This is a genomic window from Alteromonas sp. KS69 (assembly GCF_003989595.1).
GTDB lineage: Bacteria > Pseudomonadota > Gammaproteobacteria > Enterobacterales > Alteromonadaceae > Alteromonas > Alteromonas naphthalenivorans.
In genome coordinates this window covers 128,727-148,890 of the sequence record NZ_PYHU01000003.1, presented here as the reverse complement: position 1 = coordinate 148,890, position 20,164 = coordinate 128,727, and the positions used below count along the sequence as shown (strand labels likewise).

General features: G+C 42.4%; 15 protein-coding genes. 5 read left to right on the top strand and 10 right to left on the bottom strand.

Going from position 1 to position 20,164, the window contains the following annotated elements; genetic code table 11:
- Positions 1–206: 206 nt before the first annotated feature.
- The 3 genes from C7Y69_RS02055 to C7Y69_RS02045 all read right to left on the bottom strand — a co-directional run bounded on the left by C7Y69_RS02055 (position 207) and on the right by C7Y69_RS02045 (position 4,561).
- A complete protein-coding gene (locus C7Y69_RS02055; protein WP_126871625.1) occupies positions 207–1,499 on the bottom strand; it encodes a PepSY-associated TM helix domain-containing protein in 1,293 nt (430 codons plus the stop codon).
- A gap of 3 nt (positions 1,500–1,502) precedes the next feature.
- Positions 1,503–3,707 carry a TonB-dependent siderophore receptor gene (locus C7Y69_RS02050; protein ID WP_126871624.1) on the bottom strand — a complete coding sequence of 735 codons (2,205 nt, stop codon included), beginning with the start codon at positions 3,705–3,707 and terminating at the stop codon, positions 1,503–1,505.
- 119 nt (positions 3,708–3,826) lie between these two features.
- On the bottom strand, positions 3,827–4,561 hold the full coding sequence (locus tag C7Y69_RS02045; protein ID WP_126871623.1) for an SDR family oxidoreductase: 735 nt from the start codon (positions 4,559–4,561) through the stop codon (positions 3,827–3,829).
- 298 nt (positions 4,562–4,859) lie between these two features.
- Here C7Y69_RS02045 and C7Y69_RS02040 point away from each other — a divergent pair, with 298 nt between their 5' ends.
- The 3 genes from C7Y69_RS02040 (at position 4,860) to C7Y69_RS02030 (ending at position 9,291) form a co-directional block, all read left to right on the top strand.
- Entirely contained in the window at positions 4,860–5,441 is a 582-nt protein-coding gene (locus C7Y69_RS02040; protein WP_126871622.1) for a hypothetical protein, read from the top strand.
- A gap of 5 nt (positions 5,442–5,446) precedes the next feature.
- On the top strand, positions 5,447–7,009 hold the full coding sequence (locus tag C7Y69_RS02035) for a PepSY-associated TM helix domain-containing protein (RefSeq protein WP_126871621.1): 1,563 nt from the start codon (positions 5,447–5,449) through the stop codon (positions 7,007–7,009).
- Positions 7,010–7,194: 185 nt separating this feature from the next.
- Complete coding sequence (locus tag C7Y69_RS02030; RefSeq protein ID WP_126871620.1) at positions 7,195–9,291, top strand: TonB-dependent receptor; 2,097 nt, start codon at positions 7,195–7,197, stop codon at positions 9,289–9,291.
- A gap of 89 nt (positions 9,292–9,380) precedes the next feature.
- Here the strand turns inward: C7Y69_RS02030 and C7Y69_RS02025 are convergent, their stop codons facing one another.
- Positions 9,381–9,836, bottom strand: coding sequence for a hypothetical protein (locus C7Y69_RS02025; RefSeq protein WP_126871619.1), 456 nt, complete (start codon positions 9,834–9,836; stop codon positions 9,381–9,383).
- 440 nt (positions 9,837–10,276) lie between these two features.
- On the opposite strand from C7Y69_RS02025, the gene C7Y69_RS02020 reads away from it, so the two are divergent.
- Positions 10,277–10,603, top strand: coding sequence for a YiaA/YiaB family inner membrane protein (locus C7Y69_RS02020; protein WP_208805766.1), 327 nt, complete (start codon positions 10,277–10,279; stop codon positions 10,601–10,603).
- Positions 10,604–10,754: 151 nt separating this feature from the next.
- Here the strand turns inward: C7Y69_RS02020 and C7Y69_RS02015 are convergent, their stop codons facing one another.
- Positions 10,755–11,930 carry an alpha/beta hydrolase-fold protein gene (locus C7Y69_RS02015; RefSeq protein ID WP_126871618.1) on the bottom strand — a complete coding sequence of 392 codons (1,176 nt, stop codon included), beginning with the start codon at positions 11,928–11,930 and terminating at the stop codon, positions 10,755–10,757.
- A 72-nt stretch (positions 11,931–12,002) separates the two neighbouring features.
- Positions 12,003–12,473, bottom strand: coding sequence for a RidA family protein (locus tag C7Y69_RS02010; protein ID WP_126871617.1), 471 nt, complete (start codon positions 12,471–12,473; stop codon positions 12,003–12,005).
- Positions 12,474–12,761: 288 nt separating this feature from the next.
- On the opposite strand from C7Y69_RS02010, the gene C7Y69_RS21760 reads away from it, so the two are divergent.
- Entirely contained in the window at positions 12,762–12,887 is a 126-nt protein-coding gene (locus C7Y69_RS21760) for a MerR family DNA-binding transcriptional regulator (RefSeq protein WP_231884920.1), read from the top strand.
- Between the two features lie 633 nt (positions 12,888–13,520).
- Here the strand turns inward: C7Y69_RS21760 and C7Y69_RS02000 are convergent.
- The 4 genes from C7Y69_RS02000 to C7Y69_RS01985 all read right to left on the bottom strand — a co-directional run bounded on the left by C7Y69_RS02000 (position 13,521) and on the right by C7Y69_RS01985 (position 20,160).
- Positions 13,521–14,537, bottom strand: a complete 1,017-nt coding sequence (locus C7Y69_RS02000; RefSeq protein WP_126871616.1) for a LacI family DNA-binding transcriptional regulator — start codon at positions 14,535–14,537, stop codon at positions 13,521–13,523.
- A gap of 38 nt (positions 14,538–14,575) precedes the next feature.
- Positions 14,576–15,910: an MFS transporter gene (locus tag C7Y69_RS01995; RefSeq protein WP_126871615.1), complete on the bottom strand. Its 1,335-nt coding sequence runs from the start codon at positions 15,908–15,910 to the stop codon at positions 14,576–14,578.
- 114 nt (positions 15,911–16,024) lie between these two features.
- On the bottom strand, positions 16,025–18,592 hold the full coding sequence (locus C7Y69_RS01990) for a hypothetical protein (RefSeq protein WP_126871614.1): 2,568 nt from the start codon (positions 18,590–18,592) through the stop codon (positions 16,025–16,027).
- 2 nt (positions 18,593–18,594) lie between these two features.
- Complete coding sequence (locus tag C7Y69_RS01985; RefSeq protein ID WP_063456855.1) at positions 18,595–20,160, bottom strand: sodium/sugar symporter; 1,566 nt, start codon at positions 20,158–20,160, stop codon at positions 18,595–18,597.
- Between the last annotated feature and the right edge of the window lie 4 nt (positions 20,161–20,164).

The window sequence follows — 20,164 nt, the reverse complement described above, 5'->3', positions numbered from 1 at the left end:
AAACTTTTGCCTAACTTGAGGCCTAAACGAACTTTTACTGATGTGCGACTAAGTTGCATCTTTATTTTCCCTTTACACAAAACTGACAGTAGCTTTCAAAAAACGCGATGCTACCACAAACACAAATGATAAACATTCACATTCAGATAATTATTTTTAAGATAAGCTAATATCTGTATTGATAAAAATAGAGAAGAAAGTCTTTACTAACCGCCAAAAGGTAGATAGATATAGGCTCCATAGCCCAAGCAAGTAATAACAGCAGAAGTAAAGAACCACGCTACCCACCCCACCTTTTGTAAAGCGGCTTGCCAGGTCCGAAACGGAGTATTGGGTAGTGATTTGACTGTTAGCCGGGCATTTTTCATCGGTGAGCTTTTAGAAGAAATACTTTTGCCTTTTCGCCCTACTCGCAATCCGTACAGGTAAGTGCCAGTTATACAAAGGCCAGTAAGAAAAACACCAAATACAAAATACAGAAGCTTACTCAATAACTTAGCCGTATTTCCTTGCACTTCCCCCCACACGCCAAAATGCAACGGGTCGGCTGCTTCTGAAACACGGGTATGTAACGAGAAATCACTACCATCTTGCTTAAAAACGGCTTCAGCAGAAACGGGGTCAAATTGAATAGTGTTCGCTCGGTTTCGTACCAGTATTGCACTAGCTTGCCCTTGAAACGCCACTACCCCACCCGCTTTGTTAGGAAAGCGCACTTCTTTGATACTAAGGGCTGGGAATTGCACGCGAGCAATATGCAGCATAGTGTTAAGCGAGGTTTGCGTTGGCATTACAGGTTCATTTATCGCGTCATCGGTTACAGCGTAACCTTTGTCTGTACTAGGAGCGGCTGCGCCCCAACGCTCAGCTAAATACCAGCTGCCGGTAAGCCCTATCACAAGCAAAAACCACAAGCTCCAAACACCCACGATTCGATGTAAGTCGCCCCAACGGGTTTGTCTGTGCCGCCAACGAGGCTTGCGAAAGAAGCCCTTCCACCAGTGCCTATAAATATATAAGCTAGATATCAGTAGGGCTAATATAGCAATAGAAAAGGCACTTACAATGGTAATACCAAGGGTTAGCGGTAACATTAGATGCCGGTGGGTTACACGAAAAAAACGCTGCCAATTTAACCAGCGTCCGTCACCTAAATATTCACCGGTTGTGGGATGAAAAAACAAGCGATGCCGCAAGCTATCCTTATCTCGATAGATAACTTCTGCACTGAACCAAGGGTGAAGAGGCGCGTGGATAGATTCTATTTTTCGTACAGGGGTGGCTAATTTCGCAGTTTCATTAAGAGCTTGTACATAAACCGCCTGCAAATTCATATCACTTACGGTTGATGGGGCAATCCGTTTTGCAGGGTTAGCTAACCAATCAATTTCGTGTGACACCACAGAAAGCGTACCGGTAGCTACAATAAAGCACAGCAGGATGGAAAGCTTAACGCCCACCCAACTGTGAATTGCAATCCATGTAGACTTGCTTAGCACTTATTAAAAGTTATATTGAAGCTGAGCGATAATTTCGCGGGGTTGCCCTGGAAAGTGGCCATTTCTTTCGCTAAATCCGCTTACTGCATATTCTTTATCAAACAGGTTGTTCACGTTTACGCTAAGTAAAACCGCGTCCCATCGCGTTGTCCAGCTTGCATCAAATACAGTGAAAGGCTTCACCTTTTGTGCATCTGCACTTATTTGCTCGCTCACATAATTCACTCCAAAAGCAATCGATGAGTCGATACTGTCGATGGCATATCTTGTCCACAAACCGGCTTGATGACGAGGTGCATTTACAAATCTATCGCCCGCACCAAAAGTGTTACTTGAGCTACCGTCAACCACAATAGTATCATTGTACGCGTAATTTGCAGTTACGCTGATGGTATTGCTTATATCGCCTACCAAGGTAAATTCAGCACCGTCACTTTCTACTACACCAAAATTGATAAGTGCTGACTCGGTATCGTCATTCACGCCTTCAATATAGTCTGGGTTGCTATACACTAAGTTTTCTTTACTTATGTGGTACACGGCGAATGTGGTCATAATGCTGCCGTTCAACCATTCGTTTTTCACACCGAACTCAATGGCATCACCGCTAACCGGCTCTAGTGCGGTAACATTGGCATCAGCTTGGTCAGTAGCATCAACAGGATTGAAGCTTTCGGAATAGTTGGCGTACATCGACATCGCTTTAAAAGGTTTGTAAGTAATACCGGCACGATACGTTACATCTGAATCGTCGTATTCGGTGCCAGTTTCTTTGTCTCGCTCGTCAAACCTATCGAAGCGTGCGCCAGCCATTACAATAATATTATCTGTCAGGTGCATCATATCCTGAATGTACAACCCCTGACGATTACGACGTATGCCGTCTCTATCTAAGTCGGTCAGGTTATAGGTACTAGGGTCGGTTTCGCCATAATTTAAGGTGAAGATATTTAAGTTGGCCACGCCGTCAGCTTCATACCGAGCACGTAAGTAATCGTACTCTGTGTCCATATAGTGCCAATCGCCACCAAACAGGAACTGATGCTCCACACCAGCTGCGTTGAAATCGTAAACAAAGTCGGTGGTTAAGCTGACTTCATCGTTAGCGCGGTATTGGTCTCGATATTCACGTTGAATGGTCTCGTCATCAATATTGGCTTCGCCGTCACCGTTAACATCAACCCAACTGCGGGACTCGTGATAAGCCTGATCTCGCTCATTCGTTAAATAGCGAAGGGTAGAATTAACTTTTAATGCGTCGCTAAAGGTATGTGCTAACTGGGTTTGAAAAACAAATGCTTCCATATCTTGAAAGTCACTTTCTTCATTCGCGTTATAGGTTAAATCAACAAGGAAATTACCTTCATCATCTACCGGTACGCCGCGAAGTCGATGACCACCTAGGTTTTGTACTATGTAATCGAAGGTAGTGGTTAATCGAGTGTTGTCGCTAACATCGTAAAGTAAGCCGCCAGCAAGTTCGATATTTTCCATATCTGCGTTATTTCTAAAGCTATCTTGGACTTCATAAAAGCCACCAATTCGATAGGCTACATCTTCTGTTAGCCCACCTGTCGCTTCACCTGAAATACCGCGAAGGTCATAGTTACCACCTGTTAGGGTTATTTCTTTATTTTCGGTAAAGGTAGGTTTTTTGGTGACGTAATTAATCATGCCTCCAGGTTCACCACCGCCGTATAACGCTGCCGCAGGACCTTTCAGTACTTCTACTCTGGCGACATTGAATAAGTCAGGCACACTAAAGCCTGAGTAAGGGTCGCCCCTTACACCATCATAAAATACGTTGTCTTCGTCTCGAAAGCCGCGAAATGACACGCCGGAATAGCTGTACTCGCTGACGCCAGCGATAGAGCGATACAAGTCGGTAATATCACGAGCAGCCTGGTCAGCAATAAGCTGCGCACTAAGTACTTGTGCTGACATGGGAATATCGATGAGATCGGCATCAGTTTTAGTACCAATTTTGGTTTTAGTATCTAAATAAAACTGCTGCGCCCGCCCTTTTACTTCAACACGCTCTACCGTGTCAGGTTCACCCTCTTGAGCCTGTCCATTAGACTCTGCAAGAACTGCAGCTTGTGGGGGTATAGCAGATTGAGCGTAAACATTAGTAGAACTAAGTCCAAGAGAAACGAACCCAGATAAGCCAGAAAGAAAAATTCCAAGTGAGGTAGTGCTGCGCGACATTTTTTATATTCCACTAAAGTATAAACGGATAAAATTTGGCCGCACTTTAACTCAAATGATAATCATTTTCAATTGCGTTTTAGGAACTTTACTTTCATTAAAATATTTATCGCGATATGTTAAATAATTCCACCATTTGCCCGTAACACTTGCCCATTAACCCAATGCCCTTCGTCACTGGCTAAAAAGTTAACTACATTGGCAATATCTTCTGGCTGCCCTAGCCTTTCCATGGGGCTCATATTGGCAAGCTTATCGATGAGTTCTTGGGATTTTCCCTCGGTAAACAAATCAGTTTCAGTAGGCCCCGGCGCTACACAATTTACCGCGATATCCTTACCTCTAAGCTCTTTCGACAAAATAGCCGACATGGTTTCAACCGCAGATTTTGTAGCAGCATAAACGCCGTAACGCTCTAATTTCAGCCCCACTACACTGGTGGATAAATTAATAATACTGCCACCTTGATGAAGATGTTTCGAGGCTAAGCGAAGCATGTTGAATACCCCTTTCATATTAACGTCGAATTGTTCATTAAAATCGTCATCGCTCGTTTCGTTAAGTGTTGAAAGCGCCATCACGCCCGCATTGTTCACCAGTACGTCTACCTTACCAAATGCCTGTAACGCTGCTTCAAACAAGCTTTCTGCCTGAGTGGGTTTCGACACATCAGCTTGCACCGCAATCGCTTGCCCACCTTTACTTTTGATTTTATCAGCAAGTTCGTTTGCCGCATCGCTACTACTGACATAATTAATCACCACGGCAAAATTATTTGCCGCTAACTTTTCAACAATACTTGCGCCAATGCCTTTCGCGCCACCTGTTACCAAAGCTACCTTTACATTTTCCATATGCCACCTGCTGTTTGAAATTTTTGAAAATCGAGTCAACTAACCTACAAAAAAGTTGGATATCTAGATACCAAAACAAGACCAGATATACTTATTTCGGGTTGCAAAGTAACTAGAAAACAAAGCGTCGCGATTATTGAGGTTATCTTGCCTTAGCACCACTTAATGCAAATTTTGTAAATAAAAATGATTTCCATTTGCACTAAATGATTTTAAACTTTATTCTAGCTCCACTTTAAAACATGCTGTTCAAAACAGCGTACGAAAAATATAAATGTATTTGCAAGGAGCAACAAAGGTGAATGCTGCAATTCTCATGGGGACGCTAGGCTGTTTGCTGGCTAATCTAGTGTTTTACGCAGGCTGTCCGAACCAACAATGGTTTAAGAAAAGGCCACTATCATTTAATACCACACTGTTAATTGCCTTGGCGCTATTGATCTTAAGCACGGCAATATTCAGCTTCACGTTTTCATTACCTGCCGCCATCTATACCGTTATTACGCTGTGTATGCTGCTGTTGGGAACCATTCCTTTCTTTACCCGTTACACCGCGCCTCTTAAATCTGGACGCTCTCGCGGTACAGGGCTCACTAGAGATGAAAGTTACACTACCTTTAAGGCGCACTGGTGGTTAAAAACTACTGGTGCAACATTAATTAGTTTTCCCTTTGCACTATTCACTAGCAGTTTAATTAGTTTTCTTTTTCTTTCTCACACACCTCTTGATGTGAAGAGCCAATTTTTAATGTGGCTGATAGTCCCTTTTTGGTTAACCCCGTTAAGCCTTATCTTTTTTGCTAAAAAACCTTGGCTTCCGTTGGCTCTGCTGACGCTTATTACACTGTTTGAATTTACCGTTTTACAGGTTCTGGGGTAACACTAATGAAATTACAGAATTATAAAAGTTATCAGCAAGTACACATTTGGACCGGCATTATTTCAGGCTTACTGTTATTCATTTGCTTTGTGGCCGGTGCGTTAACCATGTTCAAGGCGCCACTAAACGTATGGGCTATGCACGAAAAAAATGCGCTACCAGCTATTGAACTAAACCAATATGACAGCCTAATTAAAACCGTTTTACAGACTCACCCCGACGCTAGCAGAGAGATGACGGTTTATCTTCCTTCTGCCCAGCCAAACCATGCCCCAGTTACTTGGACTATTGAAGACGAAGCCACACATACACACACCTTTTGGCATGCTTCATTAGATAGCTCAGGGGAATTGGTAAGCAAACAAACTCATATTTCAGCTATTGGCGATTTTCTCGATCATATACACCGTACCGCGGGTATTCCTGGCGGCGATGATCATGATGCGTTAGGCATTTTCGTGATGGGATTTGTATCGATTTTGTACTTTGTGGCCATAGTGTCAGGTTTAATCATTTTCCTACCCACATGGTTTAAAGATTTATTTAGCTTACGGAAAAAGAAGAACGGAAAAAGATTTTGGGTCGATTTTCATAATATTCTGGGCATTACCGCTTTGCCTTTTCATATTATTATTGCCATCACTACCGTGGTCTTTGCTTACCACGACATTCTATATGGCAGCATGCAACAATGGGTTTATAAAGACAGCCCTATGTTTAACCGCCCCGCTCCTACCGAGATGGACCGAGGCGTTGATAATCTAATTTCAATTGCCCAGCTCACCAAAGAAATTACCGATATTGAACCCGAATTCGAGATTGCAGAGCTTCGCTTTGCAGGCCTAGGGACTCCCCGTGCAAGGGTGCTAGTAGGTGGAGAGTTAGTAGGAGAAATAATACGTGGGCCCGATTACGCTTTCTGGGTTACCGATCCCTACACTGCCTCTTCAGGTTATACCGCGATGCTACCGTCTATTTCTGGTGTGCCGGGCAAGGTCGTGAATAGTTTCTTTACCCTGCACTTTGGCGGATTTGGTGGCGCGTTTATTCACTGGGTTTACTTTGCTATGGGCTTAAGCGGCGCACTGTTATTTCTAACGGGCAATGTGGTTTGGGTTGAATCCAGGCGCAAAAAACAAATTCAGAATAAAGCTCCGGCAGAGCAAAGACGCTCAGTTCGTATTATGGCACGGCTTACCATTGGCGTGTGTGCCGGTGCGGTTGTAGGTATTGTATTGTCATTGCTAGCAGCGAAAGTGTTCTCAATCGATAACCCCAATATTCGTACTTATCAGCTTATCGCTTATTACATCGGTTTTTTCACGCCTGTACTTTACAGCTTCGTTGTGACGCCAATAAAAGCCGCTATCGATTCACTCTACCTATCGAGCTTGCTGCTCCTTGCCACTATTGGCATTACCCTTTATTTCAGCAGCAGTAGTTTATCTGCAAGCATTGATATTGGGGTTTGCTTAGTGTCAGCAATCATATTGCTCACACTTCTATTTACCGCCCGTCATTTACAAAACCGCCGTTCGGCTATTCCTATCGACTCGGTGTGGGCTTAACCAGATAACAAGATACTTAGGAAAATTGCAAATGAGATGAGTATTTTCACCTTGTAGGTCTTTGCGCTAGCCGTTGGCGCAACTTACCCACTGTAAACCGCACTTTTGCACCAAGACCTTAAGAATAAGAGCACCTTTGAAGGTTGCCACATTACTCATTTACACTGACTTAAAGGAAAATTACTATGACTTTCTGCTCAACAGAAAACGTATCAAATAGAAAATCCACACGGCTATCAACAAGGCTGTTACCAAGTACATCTTTGCTAGCACTCGCCATTTCCTCTGCCATAAGCGGCGTGCATGCACAAGAGATACAAACCCCAGATAGAGATATTACTGATATTGAAAAGATTGTGGTTATTGGTGAAAAAGCGAATCGCTCATTAAAAGACTCAACTACATCGATTTCCGTTTTTAATGAAGAGGCTATTAATAACACCCAATATAAATCGGTGTCTGATGCCATATCTGATATTGCAAATGTCGTGGTTCAAACAGGCTCTTTACCTGATATTCGAGGTGTGTCAGGCAATGGTGCAGCGGGTGGATTTAATTCTATATCTGGCGGCGCAAATGGCCGGGTGATGACGTTAATTGATGGTGTATCACAACCTTTTGTGGCTGATTTAACCGGCGACTCTGGCATGTGGGATTTACAACAAATTGAAGTATACCGCGGCCCGCAATCTACCAGTAATGGGCGCAACAGCATTGGTGGCGCAGTCTATATTAAAACTAACGATCCTAGCCAAGAATGGGAAGGTGCAGCGCGTGTAGGTTATAGAAATAACGACCAATACATAGATACTGCAGGAGTAATTTCAGGGCCGCTTATTGAAGATGAACTCGCGTTTCGTTTGAGCGTTCAAAACTTGAATGCCGATACTATTACCGATGGTGAGGGTTATGAATCTAACCCACCAGACTATGATATTGATAAAATTGAAACCCAGCGCGTACGTGGTAAATTACTTTGGACACCATCTGATGATTTATCTTTCACGCTGTCTCATACCTACAATAATGAAGAAGGCGATACTGGCCGCGTTTATTATGCGCTAGAGAATTTGGAAGAATACAACCGTATTTATTTTCGCGATATCAGCACAGAATCTTCGACAACTGCGTTGAATACCCAGTACGTGATTTCTGACAATGTATCTTTAGACCTGCTCATTTCATTCATGGATTACAAGTGGGGCTTTGATTCTTACGAAGCCTCTGACGATGCTGAGCAAACCCTAATTTTTGATGAAACCAATGTAACGGTAGATGCAAAAATTAACTTTGCCTTACCGAGTAACAACATTGATGGTTTTGTTGGTTTGTATTATTTCGAGCGTGAGCAAGATATTTTAAGCACAGGCGCTTACCCCTACTACGGTAGCGATGAAAGCGAATCTATCGCAGTGTATGGTGAAACCACGTTTGCGCTTTCTGACAAACTTAACATTATTGCCGGTGTACGGGTAGAACGTGAGAGTCAGTTCAGACATTTTGTTTATGAACCCATAGATTCTGAACTGGATGATGATACCAACATATTTTTGCCGAAATTCGTTATTCAATATGCATTTACACCACAAACCACGTTAGCGTTTAGTGCGCGTAAAGGATACAACGCAGGCGGCGGTGCGCTGAACTTTACCGCGCAAGAGTACTATTACTATGAAGAAGAGAAGGTAAATACGTTCGAGCTAAGCAGCCGCACACAGTTTGAAAATGGCGCGGGTTTTGTTAGTGCCAACATTTTCTACAACGACTACGATGGCTTTCAAGCACTAAGCTCTACACGCTTCATTACCAATATGCCAAGTGTGGCGACATACGGCGCTGAGTTAGAAGTACATGCCAACGTAACAGATAGCATAGAAGTGAACGCTGGAATGGGGTTTCTTCAATCAGAGATTAAGGATGCCGGTGCGGATTACACCGATGCGCAGGGCAATGAATTAAACTCAGCCCCAAGCTTTAACGCTAATGTAGGTGCCAAATATTGGGTGACAGATGCCATCAGCGTTGGCGGCTCTGTTCGTTACATTGGCGAATACTTTGGCGACTTCACCAATACCGCAGAACGGGTTGCCGGCGATTATACAATAGCCCGCTTCACCGCTAACTATACCTCTGACAACTGGCTGCTTACTGCGTATTTAGATAACGCGTTCGATGAAACCGCATTAGTTTCGCAAGAGCCTGTTAGCACACGTTATCCTAGCGGTTATGCCGCAGTTGTCGATCCTAGAACTGTTGGCGTATCGGCTACTTATCGCTTTTAGTCTTTAGCTTTAGCTTTAGCTTTAGCTTTAGCTTTAGCTTTAGCTTTAGCTTTAGTAGATAGGAAAACCGGTATAAATACTAAAGGGCATCAAATGATGCCCTTTTTACGTTCGGTTATTTGTTCTTCTATTTTAAATCTTTCGTATGTTTTTGTGTCTGTATCAACAAACGTCAACTCCCCATTTAAATCATAAACCTCAGTACTAGTAACAATCACAAAACTCTTGATAGTGGTAAAAGTACTCACAGTGGTTAACACACTTCCTCCATCCGCCAAAGACGTGGTGGTCGTTGATATATCAGTGCCAGTAGGCACTGCAGTGACGGGGTTCTCAGTTGCTGGAAGCTCCGTGATGTTAGGACTTAGTGTTTCTTCAAGTGATACGGTTTCAACATATATCGCCTCCCCGTCGGCGTTATACCCTGTCACGGTTAACGTATTCCCCGATCGCTCTGCGGTTACACAATTAAATGAACACGCAAACACATGATGGCTAAATAAACCGCTACTTAATAACAAAACACACAAAGTTAAATGCTTCATTTCACGCTCCTTAGTACACAGTCATGTTCAAATATTATACTGAAAAATGTTGAGCGAATTCTATTTACTAAAGATTTACATCTATTAATGAAAGCGTTACTGCGAAATGGCAAAATTTATTATTCTCTATTTTTTAGTTTCTATTTATTACTCTCTAGGTACTAGCCCTTAGGTACCACCCCCTAGAGGCTGCATCAAACACTATTAGGCAGATTCGAGCTTTAGTATTTACTAATACAATTAATGTTCGTATATTTGCTTCAGTATTTTTTGGAAACTAACCTTCCGTGTAATTGCTTGTAAAATCAGAATATCTTCAGTAAGCCGTTTTGCGGTAGACCACCTACAAGCTAGAGACTTATTGCGACAAGCTTGTGATTGAGGAACGCCAACATTCTACTTAATGAAAAGGCTATTATTTAGCTATATTCATTTTAGCCATGTTTTCAGCTGTAACCTTACAAAAGACGGTAAGAGATAAACAAGAAGGCCTACCAACTACCACTGTTTTCGTTGGTATGTGTTGGGCAGCTTTTTTTAGTGCAGTTGCCCTGCTGGGTATAGGTCTTTTTAATGCCGACATGTTTCTAAGTGAAAAAGGATTTTACGGTATGGCATTTATACTTAGCTTATTTTCTATCATTACCGTTCAGAAAAATATCCGCGATTTAACCAATGAAAATGGAAGCACTTTATCATCAGCTTACCCTGGGGTAGCGAATAGTATTGATGTAGCGCTGGAAACCACAGATATAGTGGGCGAGTAAATCGAAATGGGGGCAGAGTACTTTACTGGTTACTAATATACTCTGCCTCTACTATTTATGGCTCTAATTCCGAAAGTAAGAATCTATTCTTCCACTTGTAGGCTGCCAACATGCCGACAAATAATGCTTCTCCACTGCAGCTCTTATCTTTTTAACTTGCACTCAGTAACTTAGAAATTCTGCTAATTCTTACAGCGATGTCGGTGTACATTTCGTCTTCTTCACCTATCAGCCCGTTTATTTCATTAAGCGTATTTAAAGCTTCTGGCAGGGCGCCACTCTTTTCATAGGCCAATGCGAGCGTAGCCATATATTCAATATCTCCAGGGTGTTGTTCTAACAGCGCGTGTAAATATTTGATGGCTTCATTAGGGTTATTACGCTCGTGCAGTTCGTATAGCGCTGCATCAGATAGTTGCCAGTCTTTAGCCTCCATATGATAACCATACATGTCGCTTAATGATGCAAAGTGAGCAGCAACTGCATTGTATCCAGATAAATAAGCTTCATAAGGCACATCCCATGATGGGTAGAGGTGCCTAAAAGCGTGATAGGTACCAATAATTTGGGTTACTTGGTGGGGCTCTTGTGAAAAGTAATCACTTTTATAGCGAAGACCTTTAGGTGTGTGTTGGCTTAAGGCGCTATCAATAAACTTAATACCTTCTAGCATTGCTTTACCCTCTGGAGATTTAACTTCCGCATTCCCTTCATTCCCAATATTCAGGTAAAGCACACTGTGATTACTTTGTTGTTTAGCGGTGAATGATACTAGGGATTTAGCCACTAACTTCTCATCCCAAAACAAACTAGGACTAAATGCAAAATAGGCGTCAAAAAGGTCTGGTGCTGAATAAAATGCGTGGGCCACTAGCAGGCCGCCGAAAGAGTGCCCAGAAAATATTCTGTAATCTTCGGTTCTAAAATTAGCATCTACGTAGGGAATAACTTCCGCTTCAATAAATTTCAGATATGCACCTGCGCCACCACTATTTTCTGCATATTTGCGGTCGTTGGTGGGGGTAAAATCTCTGTCTCTATCATTTGTAGACACCCCAACAATAATCATTTGAGGCGCATTATTGTAACCAATTAAGGGGTCGAGAATACCGGAATTCAATGTGATACCTACAGGCGCATCTAATAGATACAGCACTGGATAGGCATAGTCAGCATTCTTGTGGTAATAAAGGGGAAGCTGAATAAACAGCGAAAGCTGCTCGTTTAACACTTTAGAGAAAACGTCTCTTTCTTCTATTTCTCTTACAGCGTCAGCATTAACGTGTTGGGTAAACATCAGTATCAGAACAATGAATATCCGTTTCATATCGCTACTCCATTTGAGGTGTTAAGTTGCTTTGTAGAGCCGTACCATTCTTTTTTGTTACATTCTCACAATTCAATCAATGACTAAATTAATCCCCTGATACGTCAACTCTTTAAATGCAACCACCTCTATCTCAACCAGGTGGTTTGGGCTATATAGCCTTTGTACCTCTACTAGCGTAGAGCTTGGATACTGGCCCTCTCTAAATTTTTCTTTTCGCACCTTGCCCAGCTTTTTGAACGCTTCAATATCAGTGGTATAAATTACCTGTTTTACGATACTTTCCATGCCTAGGTTATTATCTTTAAGGGTATTTTGTATAAGGGTATAGATTTCTCTAACTTGCTCTTCCAGCGTAGCTTTATCACTTGCGATACCAGATAAGTAAACGTTGTTACCTGCAATAACAACTTGGGAGTAACCAATTTCTGCCTCCCACGGGTTATACATTTTTCGCTCTATTTTAGAATCAGCAGTAGAAATAGAACAAAAGAGCAATGTTGAGCTAAGAAGTACGAGATTTCGAACCAGTTTGATAAACAATTGAGCTCTCCTTAAAATATAATGGGTTACTTTTTCCGACTTGAGAAATAAACCGTGCAGCGCATGTTTTTATGAACGACTTACAATGCGCCTAAAAGCTCGGTTATAGAAGCTTTTAGCTCTACATCATCTTTAATCAACACGAATGCTTCCTCACCAACCTTTCTATCGCAAACTTTATTTTCATTGCTTTCCTAACCTTTAACAAGGCTAAAAGGTTCATCTGACAACGGGCTATTAACTGCAAATGAAGATAGCGCTTCGGATAGTAAGTTCAGGTAAAAATATATGCTTACAGTAACTCAACTCGCTAGAAAATATAGTATCTCACGAGCAACGCTACTCTATTACGAGCGCGAAGGCCTTCTTTTGCCCAAACCCGCACAGCTAACAGTTACTGATGGTATGGAATAAGCGAGGAGGAACGACCATGCACAATTTTAGCTTACCGTTCTTCCGGAATGCCGGTAGCGCAAATTCTGAATTTACTACACCGAAAGGAAGTACAATCTCAGTACCATTTTTTGAAGCATCACATCCACGAAATGGGTAATAAGATCGAGATACTGAAATGGCAGCAAAAGTTTTTGGAGTCCCTTGGTATAGATGCAGCTGAAATTAAACGAATCCGAAAACTATAAAGCAATGCGAACTCAGGGGTGAAATTACCACCTAGAAAAGGAAGTTAAAAACGCGCCAGAGACCTCATTAATAATCGATTGTACGCAAGCAGATGAACGACAAAGTAAAATTTATCATGTTCCCTTCTGATTTCGACAATAACCGATAAAGGGTATACGCGCTGAATGCTCTGGCGTACATGGTCAATAGATCCTGCACACTGCCACTGCGCCATACTAGGATGATGAAACAAGACACTTTAGAGCTAAGTACCCATAACGATAGCAGTTGTGCTGCTCCCACACGGAATGTGTATTGAGCATACATCGGTTCTAAATAATGCGTGAGGACCCATTTTATACTTAATACTCGCCTCTCAATTGGGGAGCTAAATTTTTGCTAATGTTTACGCCATAACAATCAACGTTATTTATTCGTTCCTCCCATCTGGGAGACTGAGTCTCTTTCTACTAACTCAGGGATAAATAAATGAGTTTTGCTTCCAGGTGAATTAGCGGGATCGCTCAATGAGATGGCAAGCTTTGCGGCGTATGCAGCCATCTCCTCTATAGGGTAATGCATGGTCGTTAGTCTTGGCCGACACGAGCGTGCTGCAGGTAAATCATCAAAACCAATGACAGAAACATCTTCTGGTACGCGTAAACCAGCATCAAATAAAGCGTGAATAGCACCAATCGCCATCAAATCATTGTAAGCAACAACTGCAGTAAATTTTACCCCTTTAGCAAGAAGTTCTTTTATCGCCAATTCGCCCCCGTCAATGTTCGCCGTAGATTCCGCGACCGCTTTTTTGGGAAGGGTTAAACCATAGCTTTCTAATGTGTTTTTAACACTCTCTAACCGCGTGCTAGGATCCCGATTCTGGTAGATACTGGTAACCACTGCGAATTGACGATGTCCGTATGCAAGTAAATATTCAGTGGCCTTTTTAGCACCGCTTTCGTTATCTAACCACACACACCGATTCGCCAATGAAGGGATATACCGATTAATTAACACTAAACCCGGAACATCCTTAGCCAATTTGATTAACGTTTCCTCATCTGAGTATTCACTATGAAGAATAATGCCCTGACAATCGTGATTTCTGAGTGAGTTAATTGCATCAAGTTCAGATTCTGTTTTATACAAAGAGTTAGACATTAAGAGTTTATAGCCTTTTTCTCTGGCTGAGTCTTCAACCCCACTAGCTAACGTACCAAAAAACGACATTGATAATTTTGGTGTAACCACACCCAATGTATAGGTCGTTCTTTTTACTAATGCCTGCGCATTGGTATTGGGCCGGTAGCCAAGCTCATCTATCACTTTTTTGACACGAGCCTTACACGCAGCTCCCACATGCCCACCATCGTGTATCACCCTAGATACTGTGGCCGTAGAAACACCAGCCACTCGGGCTACATCCTTAATAGTTACCATTAAATTCACTCATCCAAAGTAAACATAAATCATTGAACTTAATCATTTTTAGTACTTCTATAATTCAATAAACATAGCAACGATAGCATGCCAAAAATACAGGTCCCTAACGAGAGAATTAGCCGCATAGCATGCAAGGTAAAATCTGTTTGCTGGGCGCCGTTGTTTGCATCAAAGCCAATGGTATTAAGCACGATACCAGAGGTGACCAAAGCGAGAATACCAGCAAGCGCAGCTACTGAACTGAAAGCGGCAGCAAACATACCAGCCGCAGGCCGTCTGTGACTAGATTTATGTTCGTCACTTAGCTGCGCATTCAACACAGGGATAATCGTAGTTAACGCGGTCCAAACACTACTGCAGAGTATGGCATCTAAAATAATCCACCAACCTATTCCGGGTACAAAAAGAAACCATTTTAAGACTCCGCCAAAAATACTCATCAGCAACAATATTTGTAAGCTTTTTTCTTTACCTATTTTACGCGAAATTAGACTTACAAAAGGGACACTAGCAAAGCCAACAACCGCATATGCAGTCGACAGTATGCCCTTCCATACCGCACCCTGTGCTATATCTCCATCGTACACATAGTACACCAGCAAGTAATAATCCATACTGGCAGCAAATACGCTGCCACCAAGTTGCAGCAAACAAATTCCCATTAACCAACGCAATGCTCGATTGGCTATTAATAGCCGCCATGTTACTGAAAATGATACATCAGAAACGCGGGCGGCTATCTTCGTAGATTCCTTACATACTAGCGTGGGCAGCAAGGCCATCGCGCCAATTAGAACAATAGCAACACTCCACCCCACCCATTTGATTCCCACCAATATCGAGCTAAAAGAAGCCAGCCCCGCTACAGGGTAAAGCCACTGATAAAGCAAAGATGCAGCTTTAATAAAATAAGTATTAATTACCATAATCGACATTCTATGTGTCGGATCTTTGCTCACTTCATAGCTTAAGCTAGTGGTAGGAATAGCAACTAACAACGAAGCAAAATAAAACAGTAAGTAAGTCACACTAAAATACACTATTTGAGCGTCACTTGACCAACTCTGCGGAACCATCCACATAGCCCCAAAACTTATGGCACTAACAAAAGCTCCTGCGGCGATAAAGGGCTTTCTGCGACCAAAGCGACTTGTACTTTGGTCGCTTAAATGCCCAATAAATGGTGAGGCTATAATTCCAAGCCCTATTGGAAGTGCCATAGCTAAACTTAGCAAAAAGGGGTCTACGCCCATGGTCATTTGATAAAATGGGATAGCAAGCACAACAACAGCATTACTGGCAAAGGTCATAGAAAAAAAACCAGCACCTAGTGCCAATTTCTGTTTTCCCAGCGTTATGGTATAAGTCAAAGTAGAACGGTTCCCCTATATTCAATCGCCAAAGTGCTGGCGCCAGTATAACGCCAGCACTAAAGTACGTCATGAGACAGACTTAAATACATGCCCGTTCTGCTACTTAATCTCCTATAACTGCACTAGCGTAACATCCAATAGCTCTATTCCCCTTTCCGTCGCCTTATTTGACAAACGCTCTCCCATCATCAATTGCAATCCATTTAGCGCGTTAAGGTTTATGTCATTCTGCATGTTGTACGGCCCAACCGTGAATGGCATAAAAGTGGGATATGCATTTGCCATCAATACTGGAGTAGGTAACAGCTGTTTTATAGGTATAACTAGTGTTTGCCATTCTGGTTTAACCGGAAAATCGGTGCCCCATGCCAAACCGTCTTGCGCAATTAATCCGATTTTTACTCTGTCGTTGCCGCTTAACGAACGTACACGTATCACGAGTCCATTGTAGCCAGCCAAATCCCGTCCTTTGAGCTGATTGTTGTTCGCCAGCGTAGTGCGCAGCAATGCACCTGGGGTGCTTTTATCCTCATCAAAGTAACTTAGCGTGATCGTGGCGCCATCTTCTATTGCAGAAGACGCTGGCCATGCCTTTGGGTACTTAGGAGTAAATATTGCTTGGCGATCTTCGCCCGTATTCAATAAATTGATGGGGCTACCTGATGGCGTTAATAGTGTAGAGTAATATGTATTGGCCACAAAATCCCAATCATTAGGATGTCCCTTTTTATTACCTGGCCAAGTGAATGTTTGATCTTTTTGTGTCACAACAAATCCGTATTCAAGAACACCCGGTTGTTGCCATGAATTTTCCTTGGGTAGTGATACGCTATAATGCTGAGCACTATCGGTTTTCTGCATGGGAAGCAATGTAAAATCCCGATGACCTTGGTACCTGATAGCCAGCGACACCTTATCATTAGCACTATTACCCGCTAGCGTCACTTCAAAAGTTATCTTATCTGAGACGTTTCGTTGGCGTTGTGGTTGGTGCACCAACGCCAATTCACGCACGTGTATACTTGGCAAAAGATAGCGTTTATCGACATTGCCAACTGACCCTTCTTCTTTTTTCGTCAGTAAATAGACACCCGGCCCCACCTCAAAAGTGTGATTGCTTGCTCGCTGCCTTTTCTTTTTCTGGTTACCTAACGACATTTCGTCGACTTGAGTCACAAAAAATTGCTCCCCTAAATTGTTCACATTAACTGACATTTTATGTGTATTTACATACAATCGTGCTACTTCTCGTCGAAGACTAGAAGACTGATGTGGGTCCGATAACGCAAGTACATCTGGATATACCTCAAGGCGCCAAATTCCGTTCTCAATTTTATCTAGGAAGTAAGCTCCTGTGCCCGCGTAGCTAACTAAGCTTGAACTGCCAACGCCCGCAATATGTTCGAGCGTAGTTGGCTTTTTTACTGGTATAGTCGTCGTGCGAGTATAATAATATTGGGTTTCATCATTGAAAATACTCGCATTTTGTTGATAATCTAATTGTGTATCACCAAACACATTGCTTGCTGGATACTCTCGAGACTGATAATTAAGAGGTAATTGTCTGAAAACTTCTCCGGCAATTAACATGCTAATGGCTTTTTCTGGTGTATAAAGCAAATTTAAGTAGTGTGTATTGTATTCTGCGTTGGTATGAGCAATAACCGCAGGGTCGTAAGCGAACTGCGTAGCCCACTGAAAGCCAGCTTCACGAAAACTTCGCGCCATGGCCGGATACATTACACTTTGAGTGATGTCAGCGGCGTCAAATTCATATATCATTTTCGCTTTGTTATCGCACTCTGTAATGGACGAAAAAGGATTAGTATAGTGCGAGACCGCAGGCAGCATATTCCCATTTAGAGTACTATTTTTAACTAAGCCAGTGGGATACCACTGGTAAGCAATACCATCTACCGAACTTTTACATAGCGCCTTGGCATACTCTTGATCATTCCCTTGTTCACTAATATTGTAAAATAGTGGTTTATCACCTCCTAAGGTGCGTACCGTGCTGAGTAAAGATTCAACATAGCGAATACTTTCACTAGCTGAGGCTGTGTGTTTTGGCTCATTAAAAAGTTCAAAAGCGATAATATTGGGATCGTTAAACAACTGCTGCCCCGTATAACGATTTTTGTGTGTAAGCAACTGTTTCAAATAATTTTTTGTAGCAGCTATTGCACTAGGTTCCTGATTCATTTGTGCTTTAGAATAGTCTGCTGAAAAACCAGGCTCGAGGGGGTCGGGAGCGGGGTAGCCAGACCCCCACCATGCAACCGGTGTGATTATGGCGGTAATGTTTTCTTCAGCCAAGCGCATCATCAAATAATCAAATAATGCCAAATGCTCGTTATTTATTATGTTACCTTGTTTATCACTTATTAACCTATCCCACACATGCACACGATAAGCATCTAGCTTTAGCCTAGCAATATGATCTACATCCATATCGATGGCCGCTTTGTGATCGATACCAAGCTGTTTAGCCGCACGGTAGCCAAAGGCGAATGGAAGACTATAATTCACCCCAAAAAGGTGGACTGATTCACCATTGCTCCATTGTAATTCACCATTTACCACTGACGCGCTTCGGTCGGTGGCCCCAACCTTCGAACTCATCAAACTAAAAATAGATAAACAAATACCGACCAACACTAAACGTTGTTGTTTTTTCATTTTTACCACCACGTTGCGTAGAAACAAATAAGGATGAGAGAGATAACTGCAGCACTCAATTTATAACTCTTTGCCGCATTGAATTCGATATCGTTTAATTTAACGGCCCCAGGATGGTCTCGGCCTTCGCCCTGAACTAACGACACAACAACCGCGATCGTTAAACACACAATAAATACGTAACCTACACGGTCCATGAATGGCACATGCGGGAGCCAAAGTTTAGCTAAAAGCGAGAGTACAGCAGAACTTATCGCGGCCGATAATGCGCCATTTGCAGTTGCTTTTTTCCAAAATAGGCCAAGTAAGAACAGCACAACAATGCCAGGTGTAAAAAAACCTGTAAACTCTTGAATGTATTGGAAAGCTTGTTCCGCGTTACCCAATAAAGGCCTAGCCGTGAATAGCGCTATAACAATTGCACTAACGCTTGTTGAGCGTCCTATTTTCACATAATGATGCTGCGACTTTCGAGGATACAACGGGGCATAAAGATCCATAGTAAATATAGTCGATATACTATTGGTCATAGATGCAAGACTAGATAATATCGCAGCTAATAAAGCAGCGAAGATCAGCCCTCTTAACCCAACAGGCATTAGCGCCATTAACTGAGGATATGCCTGATCGGATCTCTCTAGCGGAGGAAGAAGAAGTACTGCTGCAATCCCCGGTAGCACAACGATAACGGGCATCAACAGCTTTAAAAATGCTGCAAACGCAATGCCTTTTCTCGCCTCTGTTAAGTTTTTTGCTGCCAAAGCACGTTGAATAATGTATTGATTAAAACCCCAATAAGACAGATTTATAACCCATAACCCGCCAAGCAATACAGAAATACCTGGCAAGCTTGCATAGTGCGGATTATCGGGTGTGAGGATCATATCAAATTTTTCAGGTAGCGCTTGTGTCAGATGTTCAAAACCGGCAAAGGCGCCATTGCCCTGCCCCAATTGCTCAAGCGAAATATAAGAAAGAAACAATCCACCCAACACCAATAACACTACTTGAATAATGTCAGTTAGAGCTACTGCTTTCAAACCACCATATAAAGAATAGGCTAGAGACAATATGGCCAAAAGGACTAGACTAACCGTAATACTTAAACTAGTTAAAGTGCTTATTGCTAGCGCTCCAAGCCAGAGAACAGCGGTGAGGTTTACAAAAATATACACCCCCAACCAGAACAGGGCCATCGTTACTCGAACACGACTGTCGTAACGTTGTTGTAAAAATTGTGGCATGGTGTAAATTTCACGCTTAAGAAATACTGGCAATAACCACGCACCTACAATTATCAAAGTAATCGCCGCCATCCATTCATAGGATGCGATAGCCAAACCAATGGCGTAACCCGAGCCCGACATACCAATAATTTGCTCAGCAGAGATATTCGAAGCTACCAAAGAAGCTCCAATTGCCCACCACGGCAAACTTTTACTGGCCAAAAAATAATCTTGTGTATTTTTATCATGCCCCGGTTTTTCCCGAGAGACCCACCAAGCTAAGCCTAATAAGGCTACGACATAAGAAACGACAACAGCGATATCTATTGATGCTAACAACATTGAA